Annotated in this window: 24 protein-coding genes; 12 read left to right on the top strand and 12 right to left on the bottom strand. The window is 70.3% G+C overall.

All coding sequences use genetic code 11. The features are described from left to right. Positions 1-95: 95 nt before the first annotated feature. From phnD to BKA02_RS04940, 5 genes are read left to right on the top strand one after another with little or no spacing between them, the layout of a single operon-like run. Positions 96-1,004, top strand: a complete 909-nt coding sequence (phnD, locus tag BKA02_RS04960) for a phosphate/phosphite/phosphonate ABC transporter substrate-binding protein (RefSeq protein ID WP_179431839.1) — start codon at positions 96-98, stop codon at positions 1,002-1,004. Beyond that, complete coding sequence (locus BKA02_RS04955; protein ID WP_179431837.1) at positions 1,001-1,897, top strand: phosphonate ABC transporter ATP-binding protein; 897 nt, start codon at positions 1,001-1,003, stop codon at positions 1,895-1,897. Before phnD ends, BKA02_RS04955 begins: the two co-directional genes overlap by 4 nt. Continuing rightward, positions 1,884-2,720 (top strand): phosphonate ABC transporter, permease protein PhnE, encoded by an 837-nt coding sequence (gene phnE, locus BKA02_RS04950; protein ID WP_179431835.1) that lies wholly within the window; start codon positions 1,884-1,886, stop codon positions 2,718-2,720. Before BKA02_RS04955 ends, phnE begins: the two co-directional genes overlap by 14 nt. Further along, positions 2,717-3,481: a tyrosine-protein phosphatase gene (locus BKA02_RS04945; protein WP_179431833.1), complete on the top strand. Its 765-nt coding sequence runs from the start codon at positions 2,717-2,719 to the stop codon at positions 3,479-3,481. Before phnE ends, BKA02_RS04945 begins: the two co-directional genes overlap by 4 nt. Next, entirely contained in the window at positions 3,481-4,098 is a 618-nt protein-coding gene (locus BKA02_RS04940) for a TetR/AcrR family transcriptional regulator (protein WP_179435225.1), read from the top strand. Before BKA02_RS04945 ends, BKA02_RS04940 begins: the two co-directional genes overlap by 1 nt. A 181-nt stretch (positions 4,099-4,279) precedes the next feature. Here BKA02_RS04940 and BKA02_RS04935 read toward each other — a convergent pair whose 3' ends face one another. The 7 genes from BKA02_RS04935 to BKA02_RS04905 all read right to left on the bottom strand — a co-directional run bounded on the left by BKA02_RS04935 (position 4,280) and on the right by BKA02_RS04905 (position 10,250). After that, positions 4,280-4,966, bottom strand: a complete 687-nt coding sequence (locus BKA02_RS04935; RefSeq protein ID WP_179431831.1) for a hypothetical protein — start codon at positions 4,964-4,966, stop codon at positions 4,280-4,282. Then, a complete protein-coding gene (locus BKA02_RS04930; protein ID WP_179431829.1) occupies positions 4,966-5,865 on the bottom strand; it encodes an ABC transporter ATP-binding protein in 900 nt (299 codons plus the stop codon). Before BKA02_RS04930 ends, BKA02_RS04935 begins: the two co-directional genes overlap by 1 nt. Next, complete coding sequence (locus BKA02_RS04925; RefSeq protein ID WP_179431827.1) at positions 5,862-6,251, bottom strand: GntR family transcriptional regulator; 390 nt, start codon at positions 6,249-6,251, stop codon at positions 5,862-5,864. The genes BKA02_RS04930 and BKA02_RS04925 overlap by 4 nt, the downstream gene beginning before the upstream one ends. A gap of 208 nt (positions 6,252-6,459) precedes the next feature. Continuing rightward, positions 6,460-7,257, bottom strand: a complete 798-nt coding sequence (locus BKA02_RS04920; RefSeq protein ID WP_179431825.1) for an ABC transporter permease subunit — start codon at positions 7,255-7,257, stop codon at positions 6,460-6,462. Between the two features lies 1 nt (position 7,258). After that, a complete protein-coding gene (locus tag BKA02_RS04915) occupies positions 7,259-8,203 on the bottom strand; it encodes an ABC transporter ATP-binding protein (RefSeq protein ID WP_179431823.1) in 945 nt (314 codons plus the stop codon). Further along, positions 8,200-8,856 (bottom strand): TetR/AcrR family transcriptional regulator, encoded by a 657-nt coding sequence (locus BKA02_RS04910; RefSeq protein WP_179431821.1) that lies wholly within the window; start codon positions 8,854-8,856, stop codon positions 8,200-8,202. Before BKA02_RS04910 ends, BKA02_RS04915 begins: the two co-directional genes overlap by 4 nt. A gap of 77 nt (positions 8,857-8,933) precedes the next feature. Next, positions 8,934-10,250: an MFS transporter gene (locus tag BKA02_RS04905; protein WP_179431819.1), complete on the bottom strand. Its 1,317-nt coding sequence runs from the start codon at positions 10,248-10,250 to the stop codon at positions 8,934-8,936. A 73-nt stretch (positions 10,251-10,323) separates the two neighbouring features. Here BKA02_RS04905 and BKA02_RS04900 point away from each other — a divergent pair, with 73 nt between their 5' ends. The 5 genes from BKA02_RS04900 (at position 10,324) to BKA02_RS04880 (ending at position 15,798) form a co-directional block, all read left to right on the top strand. Beyond that, on the top strand, positions 10,324-10,932 hold the full coding sequence (locus BKA02_RS04900) for a winged helix-turn-helix domain-containing protein (protein WP_246285974.1): 609 nt from the start codon (positions 10,324-10,326) through the stop codon (positions 10,930-10,932). 125 nt (positions 10,933-11,057) lie between these two features. Beyond that, entirely contained in the window at positions 11,058-12,236 is a 1,179-nt protein-coding gene (locus BKA02_RS04895; RefSeq protein WP_179431817.1) for a methyltransferase, read from the top strand. Between the two features lie 310 nt (positions 12,237-12,546). After that, positions 12,547-13,875, top strand: coding sequence for a betaine/proline/choline family ABC transporter ATP-binding protein (locus BKA02_RS04890; RefSeq protein ID WP_179431815.1), 1,329 nt, complete (start codon positions 12,547-12,549; stop codon positions 13,873-13,875). Continuing rightward, the gene (locus tag BKA02_RS04885; RefSeq protein WP_246285973.1) at positions 13,875-14,825 is read left to right on the top strand and encodes an ABC transporter permease; all 951 of its coding nucleotides are present in this window, start codon (positions 13,875-13,877) and stop codon (positions 14,823-14,825) included. Before BKA02_RS04890 ends, BKA02_RS04885 begins: the two co-directional genes overlap by 1 nt. Before the next feature lie 49 nt (positions 14,826-14,874). Continuing rightward, complete coding sequence (locus BKA02_RS04880; protein ID WP_179431813.1) at positions 14,875-15,798, top strand: glycine betaine ABC transporter substrate-binding protein; 924 nt, start codon at positions 14,875-14,877, stop codon at positions 15,796-15,798. A 3-nt stretch (positions 15,799-15,801) separates the two neighbouring features. Here BKA02_RS04880 and BKA02_RS04875 read toward each other — a convergent pair whose 3' ends face one another. The 5 genes from BKA02_RS04875 to BKA02_RS04855 form a co-directional block, all read right to left on the bottom strand. Beyond that, positions 15,802-16,803, bottom strand: a complete 1,002-nt coding sequence (locus BKA02_RS04875; RefSeq protein WP_179431811.1) for a Gfo/Idh/MocA family oxidoreductase — start codon at positions 16,801-16,803, stop codon at positions 15,802-15,804. Beyond that, complete coding sequence (locus BKA02_RS04870) at positions 16,800-17,687, bottom strand: hypothetical protein (RefSeq protein ID WP_179431809.1); 888 nt, start codon at positions 17,685-17,687, stop codon at positions 16,800-16,802. The genes BKA02_RS04875 and BKA02_RS04870 overlap by 4 nt, the downstream gene beginning before the upstream one ends. Positions 17,688-17,764: 77 nt before the next feature. Further along, a complete protein-coding gene (locus BKA02_RS04865; RefSeq protein ID WP_179431807.1) occupies positions 17,765-18,109 on the bottom strand; it encodes a TraR/DksA family transcriptional regulator in 345 nt (114 codons plus the stop codon). A 55-nt stretch (positions 18,110-18,164) separates the two neighbouring features. Beyond that, the gene (locus tag BKA02_RS04860) at positions 18,165-18,842 is read right to left on the bottom strand and encodes a response regulator transcription factor (protein ID WP_179431805.1); all 678 of its coding nucleotides are present in this window, start codon (positions 18,840-18,842) and stop codon (positions 18,165-18,167) included. Next, positions 18,839-20,017, bottom strand: a complete 1,179-nt coding sequence (locus BKA02_RS04855; RefSeq protein ID WP_343045350.1) for a sensor histidine kinase — start codon at positions 20,015-20,017, stop codon at positions 18,839-18,841. Before BKA02_RS04855 ends, BKA02_RS04860 begins: the two co-directional genes overlap by 4 nt. Positions 20,018-20,180: 163 nt before the next feature. On the opposite strand from BKA02_RS04855, the gene BKA02_RS04850 reads away from it, so the two are divergent. After that, a complete protein-coding gene (locus BKA02_RS04850) occupies positions 20,181-20,567 on the top strand; it encodes a hypothetical protein (protein ID WP_179431803.1) in 387 nt (128 codons plus the stop codon). Between the two features lie 86 nt (positions 20,568-20,653). Beyond that, entirely contained in the window at positions 20,654-22,180 is a 1,527-nt protein-coding gene (locus BKA02_RS04845; RefSeq protein WP_179431801.1) for a multicopper oxidase family protein, read from the top strand. Positions 22,181-22,202: the final 22 nt, after the last annotated feature.

The raw sequence follows: 22,202 nt of genomic DNA, 5'->3' as shown, positions 1-22,202 counted from the left end.
ACGGCGGTCTCGTAATAGCCGGACACCCGGAGGGGTTCGAATACAGGTGTTCTCGGAATCCCGGGAGCCACGAACCTCCTCCGAAAGGTCATCCCATGCGTCGCTACACCCTCCCCGTGGCGGGCTTGTTCGGCATCGCTGCGCTCGCTCTCGCCGGATGCTCGGGCGCCGCCTCGAACGCGGCCACGACCGAGACGGCCCCAGACGCCCCCATCACGATCGCCACGCTCCCCCTCGGTGAAGACCCCACGGCCGAGAACCCGATCGACGTCTTCGCCGAGCTGTTCGAAGAGGCCACGGGCCGCCAGGTCGAGGTGACCGACGTGCCCGACTACCTCAGCGTCGTGGAGGCGATCCGCGCCGACCATGTCGACATCGGCATCATGAGCGGATTCCCCTCCGCCCTCGCGGTGAACACCGGAGAGGTCGACGCGCTCGTCGCCTTCGAAGGCGACGACAAGCCCGTCTCCACCTGCGTCGTGCTGGACGACTCCCCCATCCACACCCTCGAAGATCTCAAGGGCAAGACCGTCGCGTTCGCAGACCAGGCCTCGAGCTCCGGCTACTTCATGCCCGTCTCGATGCTGCACGATGCGGGCCTGGAGCAGGGCGTCGACTACAAGGCGATCTTCGCCGGCGGTCACGAGGGCGGCTATGCGGCGCTCCAGCAGGGCCAGGTGGACGCCGCCTGCACGGCCATCATGCTCACCGAGCTCGGCGCCCCGATGTTCCCGTTCGCCGACGGTGAGTGGCGCGGAGTGGGCGAGAGCGCATCCATGCCCGTGCAGGGCACGGTGCTCGGACGCCAGTCGCTCGACGCCGACACGCGCGCGGTGATCACCGAGGGCATCGCGGCGGTGTTCTCGCCGGAGAACGCCGAGCGCCTCGGTGCGATGGGTTCGTTCGCGAGCCTGACGCAGACCGTCGCACCGGACGCCTCGCTGTACGCGCCGTTCGCCGAGATCGCCTCCATCGCGGGCGTCGAGCTCGAGGACCTCGAATGACGGTCGTCCCCGCGTCTGCGGCGACAGGGCACCCGGTGACGGGGCACTCGGCGCCCGTGCCGAAGAGCACCGTGCCGAAGAGCACTGGGCCGGAGAGCACCGTGCCGTCGGACACCGCGCAGCTGCGCCAGGCGCTCCCGCTCGTCACCGTCCGCGATCTCCGCGTGGCCTACGACGACCGGCCCGTGCTCGACGGCGTGGGGCTGGAGCTGTTCCCGGGCGAGACCGTCGCGCTGCTGGGCGCCTCCGGCTCCGGCAAGTCCACCCTCATGCGCAGCCTCACGGGGTTCGCGCCGATCGCGGGCGGGTCGGTGCGGGTGGCCGGTCATGACGTCACGAACCTGGCGCGCGGCGAGCTGCGCGCCCTGCGTTCCGAGGTCGGACAGGTGTTCCAGCAGTTCAACCTCATCCCACGCCTGAGCGTGCTGACGAACGTGCTCGCCGGCGGACTGCACGGCGCCGGCCCGATCAACCTGCTCGGCGGGTTCTCGGCGGCCGATCGGCGGCGCGCGCTCGAACTGCTCGATCGCGTCGGCATCGCGCACAAGGCGAAGGACCCGGCGCGCTCGCTCAGCGGAGGCCAGCAGCAGCGCGTCGCGATCGCGCGGGCGCTCATGCAGCGTCCGCGCCTGATCCTCGCCGACGAGCCGGTGGCGTCGCTGGATCCGAAGCTGGCGGACTCCGTGCTCGGCCTCCTGCGCGAGATCGCGACGCACGACGGCATCCCGGTGCTGGTGAGCCTGCACGTGCTCCCGCTCGCGCTCGCCCACAGCGACCGGATCGTCGGTCTCCGCCACGGCGAGATGCTGGTGTCCGCGCCCACAGCCGAACTCGACGCGGCCCGGCTCGCCACGCTCTACGACGACGAGGAGGCGCAGGATGACGAGCACTGAGACGAGCGCCGTGCGCGTGCGCCCGGCGCTCGCCCCCGCCGAGCGCACGCGGCTCGAGCGTGCTTTCACCGTGCCGCGCACGCGCTTCCTCATCGGCATCCCGGTCGCGCTGGTCATCCTGTTCTGGTCCGCCGGGGGCGTGGGGTTCGACTTCGTCAAACTCGGCGAAGGCGCGGTGAACATGGGCGAGTACCTCTCCCGTCTGTTCCCGCCGGACTTCTCCAAGATCGGCACCATCCTCGCGCTGCTCGTCGAGACGCTGCAGATGGCGATCATCGGCACCGCGCTCGGTGCCGTGCTCTCGCTGGTCATCGCCGTCGCGGCGGCGGCGAACATCGCACCGAAGTGGCTCTACTACCCGGCCCGGTGGACGATGAACATCATCCGCTCGGTGCCCGACCTCGTCTTCGCGCTCATGTTCGTCTCGGCCGTCGGGCTCGGACCGTTCGCCGGCATCCTGGCCATGACCCTCGGGTCGATCGGGTCGATCGGCAAGATCTTCGCCGAGTCCATGGAGTCGGTCGACCGCGGGCCGATCGTCGCCATGCAGGCGGTCGGCGCCTCGCCGCGCCAGGTCATCCAGTACGGCGTGCTGCCGCAGGCGGCGCCGCTGCTCGTCTCGTACACGCTGCTGCTGTTCGAGGGCAACGTGCGCGGGGCCACCATCCTCGGCCTGGTCGGCGCGGGCGGCATCGGGCTGGAGCTGACCACCGCCATGCGCATGTACGACTACGGGCACCTCAGCGCCATCATCATCTGCATCATCGTGCTCGTCACCGCCCTCGATCAGGGGAGCGCCCTCATCCGAAGGAGAATCACATGACCATCGCCACCGTCGAGATCGACCTGAGCGCACCGGTCAACCTGCGCGACCTCGGCGGCATCCCCGTCGAGGGCAGGACGCTGCGCGAGGGCCTCGCCATCCGCACCGACGACATCGCCTATGCGACCGAGGAGGTCGTCGATGAGCTCCTCGCCGCCGGGGTGAGCGCGGTCATCGACCTGCGCTCGGCGCGGGAGACGGCGATCACCGGCCGCGGGCCGCTCGCGGGGCGTCCGGTCTCGTATCACCATCTGCCCCTCATCGCCGACGTGGGCGACACCGTGACCCAGGGCGCACCAGAGCTCGGGCACGAGGCGATGGGCGCGATGTACGTCGGGATGGTGGAGGGCGCAGCGCCCCAGCTGGTCATGGCGCTGAACATCATCGCCCACGCGCCGGGCGCGACGCTGTTCCACTGCGCCGCGGGGCGCGACCGCACGGGTGTGCTCGCCGCCATGCTGCTGCTCGCGCTCGGCGCGGACGACGACGCCATCGTCGCCGACTACGCCCGCACGGGCGAGAACATGCCCGCCATCATGGAGCGCAACCGTCCCGTGATGGGCGCGATGTGGCAGGCGCGGGGAATCGACATCGACGCCCACGCCGGCAGTGCGCTGCGGGAGGGGTCGATGGAGGTCTCGATGCGGATGCTGCTGTCGACGCTGCGCGAACGCCACGGCGACCCGCTGGCGCCGCTGCGGGCCGCGGGGCTGAGCGACGACACCGTGGCGCGGCTGCGCGAGCGGGCGCTGCCGGCATGATGGCGGTGGATGCCGCGGTTGCGACAGCAGGAATCCGTCGCGGCCCCGGTCGCCCCCGCGACGAGGACATCGACGGCCAGATCATCGCGGCGACGCTGGCGCTCATCGACGCGGACGAGGACCTCACGGTGTCGCGCATCGTCGCGCGCGGCGGCGTGAGCCGGGCCGCCCTGTACCGGCGGTGGCCGTCGTTGACGGCGCTCGTCGCGGCGGCGCTCGACGTCGGACGCACGGTTCCGCCGCCGGTGGACGCGGAGGGCGATCTGCGCGAGGCGATCGTCGGGTCGCTGCTGGGCGATACGGCCGCGGCGACGTCGGGATACTCAGAGGCGCGGTTCCGCCACCGCATCCGCCTCGTGATGGCCGACCGCACGCTGCAGAAGGCGTACTGGAGCTCGCACGTTTCGCGCCGGCGGATGCCGGTCGAGGCGGCGCTGCGTCGCGGCATGGAGGGCGGCATCCTCCGCGGCGACCTCGATGCAGAGGCCTGTTTCGACGCGATCGCCGGGACCGTCTACTATCAGCTCGTCGTGCGCGGCGACTTCTTCGACGAGCCGGCGACCCGTGCGCGCGTCGCCGCCGCGGTCGACGTGATCTGGCGGGGGATGCTCGCCTGATCACGCCCTCGGCCGGACGGATGGCTGAGCGGGGGGCCGGCACTCGGAACGGATGGCTGAGCCCCACCGGCGTGTCGGAACGAGTCGGCGGCGTGTCGCGGCATGGTGGCCGTTTCGCTCAGCCGTCCGTCCCGCCGACACCGGAGACGTTCAGCCATCCGTGCCTCCGAGGGGTGACCCGCTACGGCTTCGCCCGGCGGAAGGCGAGGAACGAGACGCCGGCGAAGAGCACGACCAGCACGAGCCCCCAGAGGGCGAGTCCCAGGGCGCCGAGATCCATGATCCTGGCGAACACATCGCCCCACAGCTCCATGCGCGTGATGAGGAAGACGATCCCCACGAGCACGAGTCCCAGTCCGACGGCGACGATGGTGAGCACCGTCGGCCCCCAGCTCTTGTAGATCGTCGCCCCGGTGAACCCGACGACGAAGAAGAACAGGGCGAGAGTGAAGTAGACGACGAAGGCGCCGAGCGGTCCCGCCTCCCACAGCCACGGCAGGTGGAAGACGTAGCCGTTCACGCCCCAGCCGTTCGTCAGCAGCTCGATCCCGCCGCCGATGAGGAACAGCACGCCCATGAACGCGCTGCCCAGTACGGCGGTGAGCATCGTGCCGACGAAGAACTCCCGCCGCGTGATGCTGAGCGCCTGCGAGAACGGGAACGTCAGGGTCATCGCCGACAGCCCGACCGCGAAGAACACCCACAGCGGCGCCTGCCCGCCGCCGCCGTACTTCGGCTCGTCGATCGGGATCATCGCGTAGATGATGACCGACACCGCCGTGGCGGCGGCCAGCACGATCAGCGGCACCCAGATGAAGGTCTGCTTGTTGACGAACTGCAGACGGATCACATTCAGCGTGCGGGACATCAGCGGACCTCCTCGAGGACGTTCTTCTCCGACGCCTTCTGCGTCAGGCGGACGATGAGCAGCTGCAGCGAGACGGGGGCGAGATCCAGGCCGCTCTCGGTCACCTCGGCGCGCTCCGCCCCGGAGAGGCGACCCAGCACGGTGACGGATGCCACGCGCCCCAGCGCCTCGCGGTGCAGAACCTCGCGGCCGTCCGCCCAGGCGTCGACCTTGGCCGCGTCGCCCACGACCGTGACGGCGCGATCGCGCACGGAATCCGTCTCCTCGTCGAGGAGGATGCGGCCGTCATCGATGACGATCACGCGCTCGATGAGCGTGGAGACCTCGTCGATCAGGTGCGAGGAGAGGATGATCGTGCGCGGATGCTCCGCGTAGTCCTCGATCAGCCGGTCGTAGAAGATCTGCCTGGCCACGGCATCCAGACCCAGGTACGGCTCGTCGAAGAAGGTGAGCTCGGCGCGGGAGGCCAGGCCGATGATCACGCCGACGGCCGAGAGCTGGCCGCGGGAGAGCTTCTTGATGGTCTGCTTCATCGGCAGTTGGAAGTCGTCGATGAGCTGCTCGGCGAACGCCTGATCCCAGTTCTGGAAGAACAGCCGCGCCGCGGCGAAGGCGTGCCGCGCGGTCGCGTCGTCGGGATACTTCTGGCTCTCGCGGACGAAGCACATCCGGCTCAGCACCCGCGCGTTCTCGTACGGATGCTCCCCGAACACACGCACGTCGCCGGAGGTGGCGAAGTTCTGCGCGGTGAGGATCGACATCAGCGTGGTCTTGCCGGCGCCGTTGCGGCCGAGCAGGCCGTAGATCGCGCCGCCCTCGACGGTGAGCGATACGTCGTCGAGCGCACGCTTGTCCTTGTAGCGCTTGGTGAGGTTCTGCACCTCGATGACGGCGGTCATGCGGGGGTTCCTTCCGTGGAGATGGGGGCCGAGGCGGCGCGGTTGCGCAGCATCCCGGCGAGGTCGTCGGGGCCGAGCCCGAGCGTGCGGGCCTCGGCCAGGAGGGGATCGATGTAGCGCTCGGCGAACGCGTCGCGGCGCTCGCCGAGGAGGGCCTGCCGGGCACCGGCGGTGACGAACATTCCGATGCCGCGGCGTTTGTACAGCACGCCCTTGTCGGTGAGCATGGCGACTCCCTTCGCGGCGGTGGCGGGGTTGATGCGGTAGAAGGCGGCGAGCTCGTTGGTCGAGGGGGCCTTGGTCTCCTCCTCCAGCGATCCGTCGACGATCGAGTCCTCGATCCGTTCGGCGATCTGAAGGAACAGGGGCTTGCCCTCTTCGATCACGGTGCCTCCTGCGGTGATGTGGTTACTTGCTCAACTAAGTAACCATGGAAGCGACGTCGTGTCAACCCGGGTGTCTCGGGCCGGATGTTCACCGCGAGTGCACGGCATCCTGCCGAGTGCACGGGCTGTTGCCGCGAATATCCCGCGCAATGGACGACATCCCGCGCACTCGCGAGGAGGGCGCGGGGCGGGAGCGGATGCCCGCGCCTCAGCCGCGGAGGTCGCGGAGGCGGAAGACGATCGCGGATGCGGCGACGAGCACGAGGGCGAGGCCCCAGGTGAGGGCGAGGCCCGCGGGATCGACGCCCTCGGCCAGCGGCGAGTGCTGGTACACCCACGAATACGGCGAGAGGGCGTGGAGCCACTCCAGGTCGGCGGACTGGCGGGCCACGGCGTGCAGGATGTAGCCGAGTACGGCGATCGCCGCGCCCACTCCCGTCGCCCACAGCCGTCGCCCGCTCAGCGCGCCGGCGAACAGCGCCGCCGCCGCGATGAGGAACGCGAGGCCGCTGAGCGCGGCGCTCGCGCCGAGAACCCGCACGGGATCGAGGTCGAGCTCGGCGGGCCCGTTCAGCGCCCAGACGACGAGGGCGGCGAAGGCGCCCAGCCACAGCATCCGCACGAGGATCGACAGCGCCGACTCCAGCACGTACTGCGTGCGACCGATGCCGTGGGCGAGGTCGAGCTCGGCGCGCCCGCTCTCCTCGGCCGCGGCCGGCGCCGAACCCCACAGCACGGCGGTGATCGCCATGAGCAGGAAGCCGATCAGCCCGTAGAAGGTGGCCTCGGTGTACCCCGCGCCGCTGGTGATCTGGTCGTATCCGAGCGAGTCGATCAGCTGCTTCGGGAGCGAGTCGATGAGCTCCTTCATCTGGTCGCTGGCCCCGACGCTGGGGTACAGCGGCAGGTAGAGGAAGAGGACCGCGGCGATCCCGATCGTCCAGCCCAGGAGGCTGCGCCAGGTCTCGCGGATGCTGCGCCGGAACACCGGCAGGATGCCCGCCATGTCAGCGCCCCCCTTCTCGGTCGTCGCCTTCTCGGTTGTCGCCGTACAGCCGCAGGACGGATTCCTCCAGGTCGGGCTCCTCCACCGTGAGCTCGTGCACCTCGAACCGGGAGATCGCCTTCACGAAGGGATCGATCGCGCCCTCGATCGTCGCCGTCAGCAGACCTCGCCCCGGGGCTTCGACGCCCTCGACTCCCGCGAGCGCCGTCAGGGCGGCGCTCACCTCGGCTGCATCCGCGTCGTCCACCCGCACGCGAACGCGGCGAATCGATCCCAGGCGCAGCGAGGCGACGTCGCCCTCGGCCACGATCCGGCCGGCCGCCAGCACGGCGACCTCGTCGGCGGCCTGCTGGATCTCGCTGAGCACGTGCGAGCTCAGCAGTACGGTCTGCCCTGCCTCGCGGACTTCGCGCACCATGGCCAGGAACTCGCGCTGCACGAGAGGATCCAGGCCGCTGGTCGGCTCGTCGAGGATCAGCAACTCGGGCCGGTGCATGAAGGCCTGGATGAGGCCGACCTTCTGCTTGTTGCCCTTCGACAGCGTGCGCACGGGGCGGTCGAGATCCACGCCCAGCCGGTCGCCGAGCTCGCGCGCGGTGCGCAGGACGGCATCCTTCGATCCGGTCATGCCCGACACCTCGGCGTAGAAGGAGAGGAGGCGATGCCCGCTCGCACGCCCTTCCAGGTGCAGCTCGCCCGGCACGTAGCCGATTCGCCTCCGCAGGTCCGGGCCGCCGCGCCGCGGGTCCTCCCCGAGCACGCGCACCGTGCCGGAGGAGGGGCGGATGACGTCGAGCAGGGTGCGCAGCGTCGTCGTCTTGCCGGCGCCGTTCGGGCCGATCAGCCCGAAGACGCTGCCGGGGCGCACCTGCAGGTCGAGGGCGTGCAGCGCGGTGCGGCGGCCGTATCGCTTGTGCAGGGCGCGCACGTCGATCGCATCGGTCATCCTGTCTCCTCCGTTCCGGGCGACGGCGCCGCGCCCATCGCGGCTCTGGTCCCCTCGAGGAACGCCTCCGTGGCGTAGAGGCCGTGGGTCATCAGCTCCATCATCGGCAGCGTCGCGCGCTGCAGGCCCTCGGGGCTCAGCGGGTCCTCACCGAGCGTGCGCGTGATCTGCGCCCGCATCACCACGGGCGCAAGACCCATGAGCGCGATCAGCAGTGCGGTCGTCGAGGGATCGCTCATCGGTTCGAGCAGACCCGCCGCGCGCTGCTCGTCGAGCAGTGCGCGCGTGCCGCGCAGGATCGCGTCGAAGAGCTCGTCCGATGCGGGAGAGCCGTCGACCAGCATGCGCCCGAGATAGTCGATGAAGGGGCCGTAGCGGGCGAGGTCGGCCATCGCGGTGCGGATGCGATCGGCGGTGGGCGCGTCGATGAACTCCTGCTTCTCATCGGTGAAGATCGCTGCGACGTGCTCGTCGCAGGCCGTGCGCAGCGCCGCCTTGTCGCCGAAGTGGTGCACGATCAGCGCCGCGCTGACACCGGCATCCGAGGCGATCGTGCGCAGGCTGACGCCGTCGAATCCGTCACGGCCGAAGCGCGCGATCGCGGCATCGCGGATGCGGGCGCGTGCCGTGAGATCATCGGATACTGAACGCATGTACAGCAGACTAAACGAATGTTCAGTCTCGGGTCAAGCGTCCGCGCATCTCTTCCGTTTCGTCTCGCTCCGCGCGCTCAACGACCGGGGGTCTCGGCGGTGATCGCGAAGCGGGCGGCGTGCGCAGCCCACCCCGCCTCGGCGGGAAGCTCGCGCAGCGCGCGGTTCGAGGCGGCCAGCACCACCGACACGGCGCTGAGCGTGATCGCTGCGAGAAGAGTCGCCTCCCGCCCGGCCCACGCGAGACCGAACCCGGCGATGAGCGGCGCCAGCGGCATGGCGCCCATCCCGAGCACCTGATTGGCGCTGTTGGCGCGGCCGAGCAGGGCGCTGGGCGTGGCGACCATGAAGTATCCGCCCAGGGCGGCATTGACCGCCGGGATGAAGAACACGCACACGGCGAGAACCCCGGCCAGCGCCAGCGGGCCGTGCACGGGCACGAGCCCGAGCATCCCGACCACCGCGATGCCCAGGGCGCCGATCACGACGACTCCCGCGGGCACCTTCGCGACCAGCATCGGCGCGACCAGTGCGCCCACGAGCATCGCCGCGCCGGCCGCGGTGGAGAGCAGCCCGATCGTCAGCGCCGAATGCCCCTGCTGCTGCAGGGCGTAGATGACCGTGGTCAGCGCCGCGTTGAAGCCGAGATTGATGATGGTGGCGACGAAGAGCACGCCGCGCAGATCGGGCCGGGAGAACAGCCAGCCGAACCCTTCGCCGATCTCGCGGAGCACGCCGCGGGCGGGATTGCGATCACGCGCCGGTACGGGACCATTCGAGACCGCGGCCTCGAGCGCCGGATCCGCGGGCGTGCGACGCAGCAGCCACGCCATGAACGCGGCGACGCCGAAGCACACCGTCATCGCGACGCCGACGAGCCAGGCGCCCACGGCGAGCAGCGCGCCGCCGAGGGGGCCGCCCGCGAGCTGGAGCACGGCATCCCGCCCCTGGTTCGCGGCCTGCGCCCGGCCCATGGCGGCGTCCGGCACGAGCTCCTTCAGCGCACTCTCGCTCGCCGGCTCGAACAGGCCGGCGCGGAGCATGAGGAGCACCTCGACGACGAGCAGCACCGTGAAGGTGAGGGCGTCGCCGAGGGCGAGCATCGTGAACCCGAGCGAGAGCACGGCGGCGATCCCGGCGCCCAGCAGCATGAGCAGGATGCGGCGGTGCCGGTCTGCCAGCACTCCGCCGATCAGGGTGGTCGCGACGCGCACGGCCATGCCGATGCCTCCGATCACGCCGGCCTGGGCCGGGTCGTCGGTGACGAACAGGGCGATGAGGGGGATCGCGAACCCGAAGAGCGCGCTGCCGAGGCCCTTCGCGGTGTCGCTCACAAGCCAGAGCAGGTAGCGAAGGTTCGTCCACAGCGAGGCGGGCGTCGTGAGGGCGGTCATACCGGCAAGAATAATCGCGCAACTATCATTGCGCAAGACTAATTGCGCAAGTTTTGGTGACTAGACTGCGAGCATGGCGGAGAACGCACCGGACACAGCCGCACCGGACGCAGCCGACCCACGGCCGATGACCACCATGACCTCGGCGATGCTCAAGGCGTACGCGAACCCGTTGCGCCGCCGCATCCTCAAGCACTTCGCGCAGCACGAGTTCGTGCGCGCCGCCGACATCGCCGCGGCGCTCGACGAACCGGCGAACAAGGTCAGCTTCCACCTGCGGGTGCTCGCCGACGCGGGACTGATCCAGGAAGCCCCCGAGCGTGCGCGTGACCGCCGCGATCGGGTGTGGACGCCGATTCGCGGTTCGCTCACCCTCGCCGACCGCGAGCACGGGGTGAGCGATGTCGCCCTCGGCAACGTCGTGCTGGCAGGGATACTCGAAGATCACGAGGCGCTCGTGCGCCGCATCGTGGCGCGGATGCCCGAGTACTTCGCCGGCAGTCCGACCCTGGAGGAGCGCTCCTGCTTCTCCGAGATGAACACCCGGCTCACCCCTACTGCGTTCGAGAAGCTCATCGGCGACATCTCGGCGCTGGTCGAGGACGCGCGCGTCGCGAGCCAGGACGATCCGGATGCCCGGCCGTTCGAGATCCACCTGGTCGCCGCCGACGACACGATCTGAGGTCCTGCCTCTCCCGCGACTGCACGGCTTGTCGCCGAGTGCGCGGCGTGTTCCCCGGAACAACCCGCGCACTCGGCGAGAAGCCGCGCATTCGGGAGGGAGGGATCCGCGCCTACAGTGGATCCGTGCCGTTCCCCTTCGCCGCGCTGCGACGCTTCCCCGATGTCGAGGCGCCGAACCTTCAGGCGTGGGACGCCACCGACGAGCTGCTCGTCGCCCGTGCACACGAGCTTGTGACCGAGCGCGGACTCCGCGGGACGGAGATCGCCGTCATCGGCGACGCCTACGGCGCGATCACCCTCGCCCTCGCCGGGCTCGGCGGCATCCGCGTGCACCAGGACCTCGTGACCGGTCGCCGCGCCCTCGCGCGCAACGCCGAGGCACTCAGCGCCGTTGGGCTCAGCTCCGATGGGCTCAGCTTCGATGGGCTCAGCTTCGACGGGCTGAGTGCCGTCGCCGGATTCGCCGCGCACGAGCTCGACAGGAGCCTGCTCGACGGCGCGCGGCTCGTGCTCCTGCAGCTGCCCAAGGCGCTGGCCGAGCTGGACCAGATCGCGGATGCGGTGGCGCGCTGGGCGGCGCCGGATGCCGTGCTCGTCGCCGGCGGCCGCGTCAAGCACATGACCCTTGCCCAGAACGACGTGCTCGCTCGGTTCTTCGGCACAGTGCGAGCCCAGCGCGCGCAGCGCAGGTCGCGTCTGGTCGTCGCCTCCGACCCGCGACCCGTCTCCGCCTCGCCCGCCTTCCCCACGCGGGCGGAGCATCCGGAGTTCGGCATCGTGCTCTGCGCGCAGGGCGGTGTGTTCGCCGGCGACCGCATCGACATCGGCACCCGCGTGCTGCTGGAGGTGATGGATCGGATGCCCGCCGCCGCGCGCGTCGTCGACCTCGGATGCGGCGCCGGGGCGCTCGCCGCGGCCTACGCGCTACGGCATCCGGATGCGCGGGTGATCGCGACCGACCGCTCTGCGGCGGCCGTCGCCTCGGCCCGCGCGACGATGGCGGAGAACGGGCTGGCCGAGCGGGTCACGGCGATGCTCGACGATGCTGGGTCGGAGCTGCCCGCGGGCGGGACCGACCTCGTGCTGCTTAACCCGCCGTTCCATCTGGGTGCGAGCGTGCACGAGGGCGCGGGGCGGCGGCTCATCGACGCGGCGGCTCGACTGCTGCGCCCCGGTGGCGAAGTGTGGACCGTGTTCAACGCTCATCTCGATCACCGCCGTGCCCTGTCCGCCGCGGTCGGTGAGACGGAGCAGATCGTGCGTACGCCGAAGTTCACCGTGACGCGCTCGGTGCGTCGCTAAGCGCGAAGAGACGCGGACGCGCCCAATGTCGACAATCGGCAGAATCCCCGGTCAGACCGCAGAACTGACGCTCTGTCCACACCCGAGATTTGCCCCTGACCGGCCATTTTGTTACGTTGAATGACGGGCTGAACGGCCCTCAGACCAGTCCGCGGGCATGCCTCGGTGCTTTTCGCTCATCCTTCGAGGCGCGCACGTACGGTCGATGCTCTTCGCGGAGATCCGCATCCCTCGCAGTTGAGATCACGACCCGGACGCAACCGAAGTCACGCCCGCCGAGACCCGAAGACCCGGCGGGACGGGAGGACACGTGTCCGAAATCGCTCTCGAAGCGCGCAATCTCTACAAGGTGTTCGGCCGCAACCCGGCCCAGGCAGTCAAGCGACTCAAGGCGGGGGAGACCCGTGACGACGTTCTCGACGTGGGCACGGCCGCCGTGATCGACGCGAGCTTCGCCGTGCAGCGCGGCGAGATCTTCGTGATCATGGGGCTGTCCGGCTCGGGCAAGTCCACGATCATCCGGATGCTCAACGGCCTGCACGACATCACCGACGGCGAGGTGACCATCGGTGGCGACCCGATCACGGGCATCCCCCGCGGGCGCCTGCGCGAGATCCGCCGCGACCGCGTGTCGATGGTGTTCCAGCACTTCGCCCTGCTGCCGCACCGCACGGTGGCCGACAACGTCGCGTACCCGCTCGAGCTGCGTGGCGTCGCCAAGGCCGACCGGCGTGCCCGCGCCGAGGAGATCCTGGCCATGGTGGGCCTGGCTGGCTGGGGCGACAAGCTGCCCAGCGAGCTGTCGGGCGGCATGCAGCAGCGCGTCGGCATCGCTCGCGCGCTCGCCGCCGACACCGACATCCTGCTCATGGACGAGGCCTTCAGTGCCCTCGACCCGCTCATCCGCCGTGAGATGCAGGAGCAGCTGGTCGAGCTGCAGGCCAAGCTGCAGAAGACGATCGTGTTCATCACGCACGACCTCAACGAGGCGATGTTCCTCGGCGACCGGATCGCGGTGATGCGCGACGGGCGCATCGTGCAGATCGGCACGCCGGAGGATATCCTCACCGACCCCGCCAATGACTACGTCGAGCAGTTCGTGCAGGATGTCGACCGCGCCCGTGTGCTCACCGCCGGCAACGTGATGGAGCGTCCGCGCCCCTACGTGCCCGATACCGGCGGCCCCCGCGCCGCGCTGCGCCAGATGAAGGATGCGTACAGCTCGGCCGCGTACGTCACCGACCGCGATCGCAAGCTGATGGGCATCGTCACCGACCGCGACGCCGTCAAGCTCGTGCGCAAGGGCGAGAACTCGCTGCGCTCGATCCTCAAGCCCGTGCCGCAGAGCGTGTCGCAGGACGAGACGCTCATGAACCTCTTCGTGCCCGCCGTGGAGTCGCCGCTTCCGCTGGCCGTCACCGACGAGCACGACCGGCTCGTCGGCGTGATCCCGCGCGTGACGCTGCTGGCCGCTCTGGGCCCCGGCCCCAACGCGACCGAGGAGATCACGCTGCCGATGCCGCCGCTTCCGCATGCCGAGATCGACGCCGCGCTGGGCGGTGCCGAGTCTGCGCACGAGGCGTCCGCGAACGAAGTGCCCACGATCAAAGCTCCCGCGAACGAAGGGGAGGTGCGCTGATGCACGCCATCATGATGATGCTTCCACTGGCCGACGGCTTCCGCATCCCCGTCGGCCAGTGGGCGAAGTTCCTCGTCGACTGGATTCGCGACAACCTCAAGGTCGTGCTCGACGTCATCTCCGACGTCGTCGGCTTCCTCGTCGAGGGGCTCGCCGATCTGCTGAACTTCCTTCCCGCGCCGGCCATGATCGTCCTCTTCGCCCTCATCGCCTGGTTGCTGCGCTCGTGGCAGCTCGCGGTCGGTACGGCCATCACGTTCACCCTCATCGTCGCGATGGATCAGTGGGATCACGCGATGGAGACCCTTGCGCTCGTGCTCATCGCGGCGCTCGTGACCGTCGCGATCTCGGTGCCCCTGGGCATCTGGGCGGCGCGCAACGACCGGGTCAGCGCGATCGTGAAACCCGTGCTCGACTTCATGCAGACGATGCCGTCGATGGTCTACCTGATCCCGGTGATCGTGTTCTTCGGTGTCGGCTTCGTACCCGGCGTGATCGCGACCGTGATCTTCTCGCTGCCTCCCGGCGTGCGACTGACCGAGCTGGGCATTCGCGGCGTCGACTCCGAGACCGTCGAAGCCGGATACGCATTCGGCGCGGCCCCCGGTCAGATTCTGCGCGGTATCCAGCTGCCGCTGGCGATGCCCACGATCATGGCCGGCATCAACCAGGTCATCATGCTCGCCCTGTCGATGGCGGTGATCGCCGGTATCGGCGGCGCCAACGGCCTCGGCAAGGAGGTCGCGGCGGCCCTCGCGACCATCAACATCCCGCAGGGCGTCGAGGCGGGCCTCGGCGTGGTGTTCATCGCCGTCTTCCTCGACCGCGTCACCGCGGCGCTGGGAACGCCGAGCGATCACCCCTCGTCGCTGCTTGGAATGCTCGCCCGTCGTCGCAACGTGCAGCGCAAGGCGCAGGCGGATGCCGAGGCGCGGCCCGTCGTGGCATGAGGCACAGAATCCCATACGAAACGCAGCAGAACATACGAAAGGAAGCACCATGAAGAAGTTCCGGCACATCACAGCAGGCGTGGCTCTCGCGGCCGCGGCATCCCTTGCGCTCGCCGGTTGCGCGGGCGGTGGCGATGACAACAGCAGCACCGGTGGCGGTGACGACAACGGCGGAGACAAGGGCACCATCACCCTCGGATACCTGCCCAGCTGGACCGATGGTCTCAGCATGGCCTACCTCGCGCAGGACCAGCTCGAGAAGCTCGGCTACACCGTCGAGATGGAGGAGATGACCGAGGCGGGGCCGCTGTTCACGGGCCTTGCCCAGGGCGACTTCGACGTCTACCCGTCGGCATGGCCGCAGGTGACGCACAAGGCGTACATGGACCAGTACGGCGACGACCTCGAAGACCTCGGCGCGTACTACGAAGGCGCCGTGCTCACGATCGCCGTTCCGACCTACATGGACGACATCAACTCGATCGAAGACCTCAAGGGTCAGGCCGCCCGTTTCGACGGCAAGATCACCGGCATCGAGCCCGGCGCGGGCCTGACCGGCGTCACGCAGGACTCGATGATGCCGGAGTACGGCCTCGACAGCGAGTACGAGCTGCTCACCTCGTCGACCTCGGGCATGCTCGCCGAGCTCGACACGGCCATCGCCGCGGAGGACGACATCGTCGTGACTCTGTGGCGTCCGTTCTGGGCGTACAACAAGTACGACATGAAGGACCTCAAGGACCCGAAGGGTGCCATGGGTGAGCCCGAAACGCTGAACTTCATCGCGCACGCGGGTGTCAGCGACGAGTTCCCCGAGGCTGCGGAGCTGTTCGGCAAGATCAAGCTGAACGACGAGCAGTACGGTGCGCTCGAGGGTCTCGTGACCAGCGACGAGTACAAGGACAAGACGGCCGACGCCGTCGACAAGTGGATCGAGGAGAACGGCGACCAGTTCGACTGGATCGTCAAGTAATCCTTACGACCCTCGGAGGGCGTCGCGGCTTCGGTCGCGGCGCCCTCCGTCTCTGTTGAGCGAGGCGTACGCGGCGTCCACGACCGCGACCGCGGCGACACCGTCGGCTGCTGTCACCGCGGGCGTGGCGCCGGTACGGATCGCGCGCACCGCATCAGCGAGCTGCAGCGTGTAAGGGTCGTCGCCCTCGGCGGACGGCAGGTAACCCGTGGTGCCGGCATCCGCATCCGGGGCGCTGTCGTAATGCTCTTCACCGCGCTCGCCGATGACGTCGATCGTCGTGTGGAACGGGGCGCCCCCGGGCATCCAGGCCCCGTGGATGCGGCTCACCGTGCCGCTCTCGTGCTCGAGCACGACCTCGGCCCGCACGGGCATCGGCACACGGTCGCCGACCGTCGGCGGATTCTGTGCGGCGTTCACCGACCGCACCGGCCCCGCGAGCCACAGCGCCTGATCGATGTCATGGATGAGGAAGTCGCGGATGATCCCGCCGCCCGCGCGCTCGGAGAAGAACCAGTCCGCGGTCGGCGCGGTGCCGACCCGGCTCAGGCGCACCTCGCGCAACCCGCCCAGCACACCCGCGGCGACCGCGCGGTGGATGCGGGTGTAGGCCGGAAAGTACCGCACGACGTGCGCAGGAAACAGCAGTACTCCGGCTGCAGCGGCCGCATCCGCGATGCGTTGCGCGTCGGCCGCCGATCCTGCCAGCGGCTTCTCGCAGACGACGTAGCGGCCCGCGGCGATGGCCCGCAGCGCGTAGTCGGCGTGCGTGGGCGTGGGGGTGAGGATGTCGACGACATCGGCACGGGCGATGAGCTCGTCGGCGTCGGCGAGCACCTCGGCCCCGTGGTCGGCGGCCAGCCGCATCGGCGGGGTGCGGGAGGCGATGAGGCAGGTCGCGCCCAGCGCGCGCCACGCCTCGAGGTGGCACGGGGCGATGCCGCCCGCGCCCAGGATGCCGACGGTCATCCCGGCGGCGATCGCTCCGCCGGGCGCGGTGCTCACGGTTCGCGGCGGCGGAGCGGGTCGGGGGCGCGCAACGGGTCGGATGCCGGGAGCGGGTCTGGCTCGGGCTGCGAGTCGGCATCGTGCGCAGACGGCGACGCGGTCTCGGCGGAAGGCGCCGCTGGCGTCGTCTGCACGCCGGGCTCGAGCTGCAGCGCGACCTTCTTCTCGAGGTTCACCACGGCCTCGTCCGACAGCGAGATGAGCCCGTCGAGCTCCTTGCGCACGCGCTTGTACGCGGTCTGACGCTCGGCCGAGGTGGCGGATCCGTCGACGGCGACCGACAGCATGTGCTGGGCGCGCTTGAGGCGTTCACGCTCGGCCGGGGAGAAGGTGGAATCGCGCAGGCGCCTGGCGTCTTTCTCGGCCACGTCGAAGGCGACGGCGTAGTTGCCGACGGCGTCGAGATACTCCGCCACCTGCTTGTCGTCGAACGGACCGTCGGCCGATGCCGGGCGCAGCGCATCCGCCGTCTTCTTCGCCCGCAGGAACGCGGCTGTCAGGGGCTGGCGGCCATCGCTCATGGCGGGGAAGGCGATGAGCTTGGCGACGTCGAGCTCGTAGTCGAGCCACTTCGCGGTGATCTCGTCGTGCTCCTTCATGAGCCGCGCGACGAGCTCGCGGTCCGATTCGACGGCGGCGGTGCGATCGATCCGCTCCTGCTGCCGGCGGGCCCGGTTGTTCACCGGCTGCCCGCCGCGGGCGGCGAGCTCGGCGGCCTTGAGCTCGCCCTTCAGGCGCAGCGTCTCGAGCTTGCGCTCGTGCCGGCGCTGCAGCGCCTGCTGCCACGCTCTGCCGGCGCCGCCGAGCACGCCCATGAGGGGGAAGATCAGCCACCAGTAGCTGCCGGCGAAGTGCCAGAACCCCTCGAAGAATGCGTCCATGATGTCTCCCAGCCTAACGACCGGGCTTCGCGCACGGTGGGTTTTGTGCGAGCGGTGGGTCTTGGCGGCCGGCGCGCTCAGCGCCCGCGCTTCTCGGCGCAGGCGACGCAGAACTCGGCGAAGGGGCGGATCTCGAGCCGGGCATCCGGGATCGGCCGGCCGCAGCCGGTGCAGATGCCGTAGGTCCCGTCGGCGACACGCGCCAGCGCTGCATCCACCTGATCGAGCTCGGCCTGCGCCGCGTCGGCGAGCCCGCTCAGCCGCGACCACTCCGCCGACAGCGGCACGCCCTCGGGGTCGTGCTCGTCATCGTCGTTCGCTCCGGCGCGCTCCCGGATGAAGGAGTCGAGCGTCACGTCGATCTCGGATGCGCGTGCGGCGACTTCCGCTCGCAGCGCGGTGAGCCGGTCATACGCATCCATGGGCCCACGGTAGCCCGCCGTCGCGCGTTGGATGGTTTCTGCATGTCTCGCGCGCTCACGCCCCCGGGCGGACCAGCCCGGTCTCGTAGGCGAGGATGACGAGGGCTGCCCGGTCGCGGGCGTCGAGCCGGGTGAGCAGGCGGCTCACGTACGTGCGGGCCGTCGCCGGGCTGAGGAACAGAGCCGCGGCGATCTCGTCGTTCGTCAGACCCCTGCCGACGAGCGTGAGCACCTCGCGTTCGCGCTCGCTCAGCCCATCGAGGCGCGTCGCATCCGGCTCGCGCCCCGCGCCCTCGGCGACGGCTCGCATGACGCCGGCAGTCACCCCGGGCGAGAGCAACGAGTCGCCCGCGGCCACCGTGCGGATGGCGCTGCGCAGCCCCTCCGGTGAGACGTCCTTCAGCAGGTATCCGGATGCGCCGCCGCGCACGGCCTCGAAGACGCTCTCGTCTTCGTCGAAGGTCGTGAGGATGAGCACGCGCACCTCGGCGAGATCGGCGTCGGCGACGATCTCGCGCGTCGCGGCGATCCCGTCCATGACGGGCATGCGGATATCCATGAGCACGACGTCGGGCCGCAGCTCGCGCACACGCGACAGGCCGGAGCGTCCGTCTGCCGCCTCGCCGACGACCTCGATGTCGCCGTCGCGCTCGGCGAGCGGGCGCAGCCCCGCCCGCACGAGCTCCTGGTCGTCGACGATGACGACGCGGATCTGATGCGCGGTCTCGTTCATGCGTCCTCTTCCCGTGCGCGCAGCGGCAGGTGCGCCTCGACCACGAAGCCGCCCGCGGTCGGCGCGGCCGTGAGTGTTCCGCCCAGCAGTGCGGCGCGTTCCCGCATTCCGCGGATCCCGGCGCCGGATGCCGTGTCGGGGGTCGCCCGGGGCGACCTGCCCCCGTCGTCGGCGATGCGCAGGGCGAGCCGGCCGCCGTCGATCCCCGCGTGCACGTGCACCTTGCGCGCGCCGCTGTGGCGGATGACATTGGTGAGCGATTCCTGCACGATGCGGTACGCCGCCGCGTCGGTCGACGCATCCAGCGCCTCCGCGGGGACGTCGATGTGCGCGTCGACTTCCAGCCCCGCCTCGCGGGCGGCGGACAGCAGCGTCTCGACGGCTGCGAGCCCCGGCGACGGGGCGACGGAGTCGTCGTCGCGCAGCACCTTCACCGTGCGGCGCACCTCGCGCAGCGCCTCGGTCGTGGCGGCGCGCACGCGCTCCAGGGCGGCGTGGGCGGCGGTGTCGTCGTGGCCGATGGCCTCCCCGGCGACGCCGGAGTGCAGACTCGCGACCGACAGAGTGTGGCCGATGGTGTCGTGCAGGTCGCGCGCGATGCGCATCCGCTCGGCCTGCAGGCGAGCGTCGGCGGCGTGCCGCTGCTCGGCGGCGGTGAGCTCGGCGATGCGGTGCGTGCGCTCGCGGGCCTCGCGGGTCAGGCGCACGGCCGCGCCCAGCGCGATCGCCGCGGCGGCCAGTGCCAGCTCGGTCATGAAGGTGTAGCCGTTGAAGCTCGCATCGGGCTCGGTGCCGTCGAGGCGGAAGAAGGATGCGACGCCGATGAGCACCGCGGCCGCGGCGATCGCCCATCCGGTGCGGTGCAGCTCGGCTGCCGAGTACAGCGCGCCGACGGCCGGCAGCACCATTCCGATCGGCGGGAACCCGGCGGTGTAGTACGCGAAGATCGCGAGGATCGTGACCACGAGCACGGTGCGCGGCATCCGACGGCGCAGCAGCAGAAGCGCCCCGAAGCCGACGGCGCACACGTATCCCTCGAGGGGGGAGCTGCGCGACTGGTCGGCCGCGATCACGACGCAGATCACCAGCGCGACGGCGACCGCCAGCGCCGCATCCGACATCCAGCCGTCCGGGCGCGCGCGACCCGATGCTGCGTCGGCGGGATGGCGGGTCACGCCCTCAGCCTACGAATCCTGCCCCGCGAGCGCAGTCGCTCCGGGGCGTCTCGGCGGGTCGCTCATGGGCGACAGCGGCGGTCGGGAGAAGTCGACCGGAGCGGATGCGGACTGACGCTCCTGCGCCGATGTGCCGGATTCCGCATCCAGGGAGCGTGGAAGCATGACGAATCACAGCCCCCATCCCGCCACGCGCGCACCCCTGCCCTGGCTGCTCATCCTCGGCCTCTCCTCCCTGTCGCTGCTGTGGCCGCTGACCGCGCTGCTCGGCTTCGACGACGGCGGCCCGCGTGCCCTGCTCATCATCGCCGTCATCGCGCTGACCTGGGTGGGCGTCGTCGGATTCGGCCGTGTGCCGCGCCCCCTGCTCGTGCTCACGCTCGTCGGGGTGGGGCACGGTCTCATCACCATGATCGTCTCTGCCGTCATGGGCGGCGGCGAGCGGCCCTTCTTCACCTACCTCGTCGCGCTCGTGCTCGACGCGTTCTGGGGCCTTCTCGCCGGGGTCGTGGCCTTCGCGATCCAGCAGATGCGAGGGCCGCGGGCATGAGCGTCACGGCCACGAGAAACCCCGCTCTGCATGAGAAACCCCGTTCGCGGTGGTTTCTCATGCAGAATCGGGTTTCTCGCCGGGGGATGCGCCGGGCCCGCGCTGTCGCCGCGGCCGCCGTGGCCGCGCTCGCCGCGGCGACGCTCTCCGGATGCAGCGGCATCTCGACGACCACGGTCGCTGAGCAGGAGTTCGTGAACGACCTGACCATCCCACCCCTCGCCGCCTCAAGCGTCGACGACGGCGTGCGCACCTTCCACCTCACCGCGCAGGAGGGCCGCACCACCTTCCCCGGTGTCGACGGCGAGACCGTCACGTGGGGCTTCGACGGCGGCTTCCTCGGACCCACGCTGCGCGCCGCGCGCGGGGAGCGCATCCGCGTCGTGGTCGATAACGAGCTCACCGAGCCCACGAGTGTGCACTGGCACGGCATGCACCTGCCCGCGGCAATGGACGGCGGGCCGCACCAGATGATCGAGCCGGGTGCGACGTGGACGCCGACCTGGACGATCGACCAGCCCGCGGCGACCCTCTGGTACCACCCGCATCCGCACGGCGAGACCGAGAAGCACGTGTACAACGGGCTGGCCGGGATGTTCCTCCTCGACGACGACGCGAGCATGGCCGCGCAACTGCCGCACGAATACGGAGTCGACGACCTGCCGCTGATCGTGCAGGACCGCGCCTTCGACCGCGACGGGCAGTTCGAGCTGCGCCACGACGGTGCGGAGCCCGGGATGCTCGGCGATGTCGTCATGGTCAACGGCACGGTCGGCGCGGTGGAGGAGGTCACGACCGAGCGCGTGCGGCTTCGGCTGCTCAACGGCTCGACCGCCCGCACGTACACGTTCGAGATCCCCGGGCATCCGCTCGCGCTCGTCGCCACCGACGGCGGGCGGATGGATGCCCCTGTCGCCCTCGACCGCATCCGGCTCGCCCCGGGCGAGCGCGCCGAGGTCGTCGTGGCGTTCGAGCCCGGCGAGACGGTGCGGATGCGGTCGGTCGTGACCGAGATGGGCGGCATCGTCGTGCCGGCCACGACCGGAGCGAACGACGCCTTCGACGTGCTGGAGTTCCGCGCGGCGGATGCTCTTGCGCCCACGCCCGAGCCTGCGTGGGCGCCGTCCGTGCACGTGGAGGAAGACGCCCTGCACGAAACGGATGCGACGGTCACCCGCGCCTTCGAGCTTGAGGGTCGCGAGATCAACGGCCGGGAGATGAGCATGTCGCGCATCGACGAGGTCGCCTACGTCGGCGACACCGAGGTGTGGGAGGTGCACAGCAGTCAGCCCATCCCGCACAGCTTTCACATCCACGATGTGCAGTTCCGCATCCTCACGATCGACGGCGCGTCGCCGCCGCCCGAGCTGGCGGGACCGAAGGATACGATCTTCCTCGAGCCGAACCGCGAGTACCGGCTGCTGCTGCGCTTCGAGGACTACGCCGACCCGGCGATGCCGTACATGTACCACTGCCACATGCTCCTGCACGAAGACGAGGGGATGATGGGTCAGTTCGTCGTCATCGAGCACGGTCAGGAAGTGTGGGTCGGCCCGCCCGGTTACGACGATGACGCTGATGACGGTTCTCCCGGCGACGGGCACCACCACTGACCACCACCACCGCACGCGATAA

Source organism: Microbacterium pseudoresistens (assembly GCF_013409745.1).
GTDB lineage: Bacteria > Actinomycetota > Actinomycetes > Actinomycetales > Microbacteriaceae > Microbacterium > Microbacterium pseudoresistens.
Note: the sequence above shows the minus strand (reverse complement) of the source record. Positions and strands in the feature narration are given on the sequence as shown.

Coding starts and splice junctions, on each gene's coding strand:
- phnD (WP_179431839.1), top strand. CDS start 96: ATGCGTCGCTACACCCTCCCCGTGGCGGGCTTGTTCGGCATCGCTGCG.
- BKA02_RS04955 (WP_179431837.1), top strand. CDS start 1,001: ATGACGGTCGTCCCCGCGTCTGCGGCGACAGGGCACCCGGTGACGGGG.
- phnE (WP_179431835.1), top strand. CDS start 1,884: ATGACGAGCACTGAGACGAGCGCCGTGCGCGTGCGCCCGGCGCTCGCC.
- BKA02_RS04945 (WP_179431833.1), top strand. CDS start 2,717: ATGACCATCGCCACCGTCGAGATCGACCTGAGCGCACCGGTCAACCTG.
- BKA02_RS04940 (WP_179435225.1), top strand. CDS start 3,481: ATGGCGGTGGATGCCGCGGTTGCGACAGCAGGAATCCGTCGCGGCCCC.
- BKA02_RS04935 (WP_179431831.1), bottom strand. CDS start 4,966: ATGTCCCGCACGCTGAATGTGATCCGTCTGCAGTTCGTCAACAAGCAG.
- BKA02_RS04930 (WP_179431829.1), bottom strand. CDS start 5,865: ATGACCGCCGTCATCGAGGTGCAGAACCTCACCAAGCGCTACAAGGAC.
- BKA02_RS04920 (WP_179431825.1), bottom strand. CDS start 7,257: ATGGCGGGCATCCTGCCGGTGTTCCGGCGCAGCATCCGCGAGACCTGG.
- BKA02_RS04915 (WP_179431823.1), bottom strand. CDS start 8,203: ATGACCGATGCGATCGACGTGCGCGCCCTGCACAAGCGATACGGCCGC.
- BKA02_RS04910 (WP_179431821.1), bottom strand. CDS start 8,856: ATGCGTTCAGTATCCGATGATCTCACGGCACGCGCCCGCATCCGCGAT.
- BKA02_RS04905 (WP_179431819.1), bottom strand. CDS start 10,250: ATGACCGCCCTCACGACGCCCGCCTCGCTGTGGACGAACCTTCGCTAC.
- BKA02_RS04900 (WP_246285974.1), top strand. CDS start 10,324: ATGGCGGAGAACGCACCGGACACAGCCGCACCGGACGCAGCCGACCCA.
- BKA02_RS04885 (WP_246285973.1), top strand. CDS start 13,875: ATGCACGCCATCATGATGATGCTTCCACTGGCCGACGGCTTCCGCATC.
- BKA02_RS04880 (WP_179431813.1), top strand. CDS start 14,875: ATGAAGAAGTTCCGGCACATCACAGCAGGCGTGGCTCTCGCGGCCGCG.
- BKA02_RS04870 (WP_179431809.1), bottom strand. CDS start 17,687: ATGGACGCATTCTTCGAGGGGTTCTGGCACTTCGCCGGCAGCTACTGG.
- BKA02_RS04865 (WP_179431807.1), bottom strand. CDS start 18,109: ATGGATGCGTATGACCGGCTCACCGCGCTGCGAGCGGAAGTCGCCGCA.
- BKA02_RS04860 (WP_179431805.1), bottom strand. CDS start 18,842: ATGAACGAGACCGCGCATCAGATCCGCGTCGTCATCGTCGACGACCAG.
- BKA02_RS04850 (WP_179431803.1), top strand. CDS start 20,181: ATGACGAATCACAGCCCCCATCCCGCCACGCGCGCACCCCTGCCCTGG.
- BKA02_RS04845 (WP_179431801.1), top strand. CDS start 20,654: ATGCGCCGGGCCCGCGCTGTCGCCGCGGCCGCCGTGGCCGCGCTCGCC.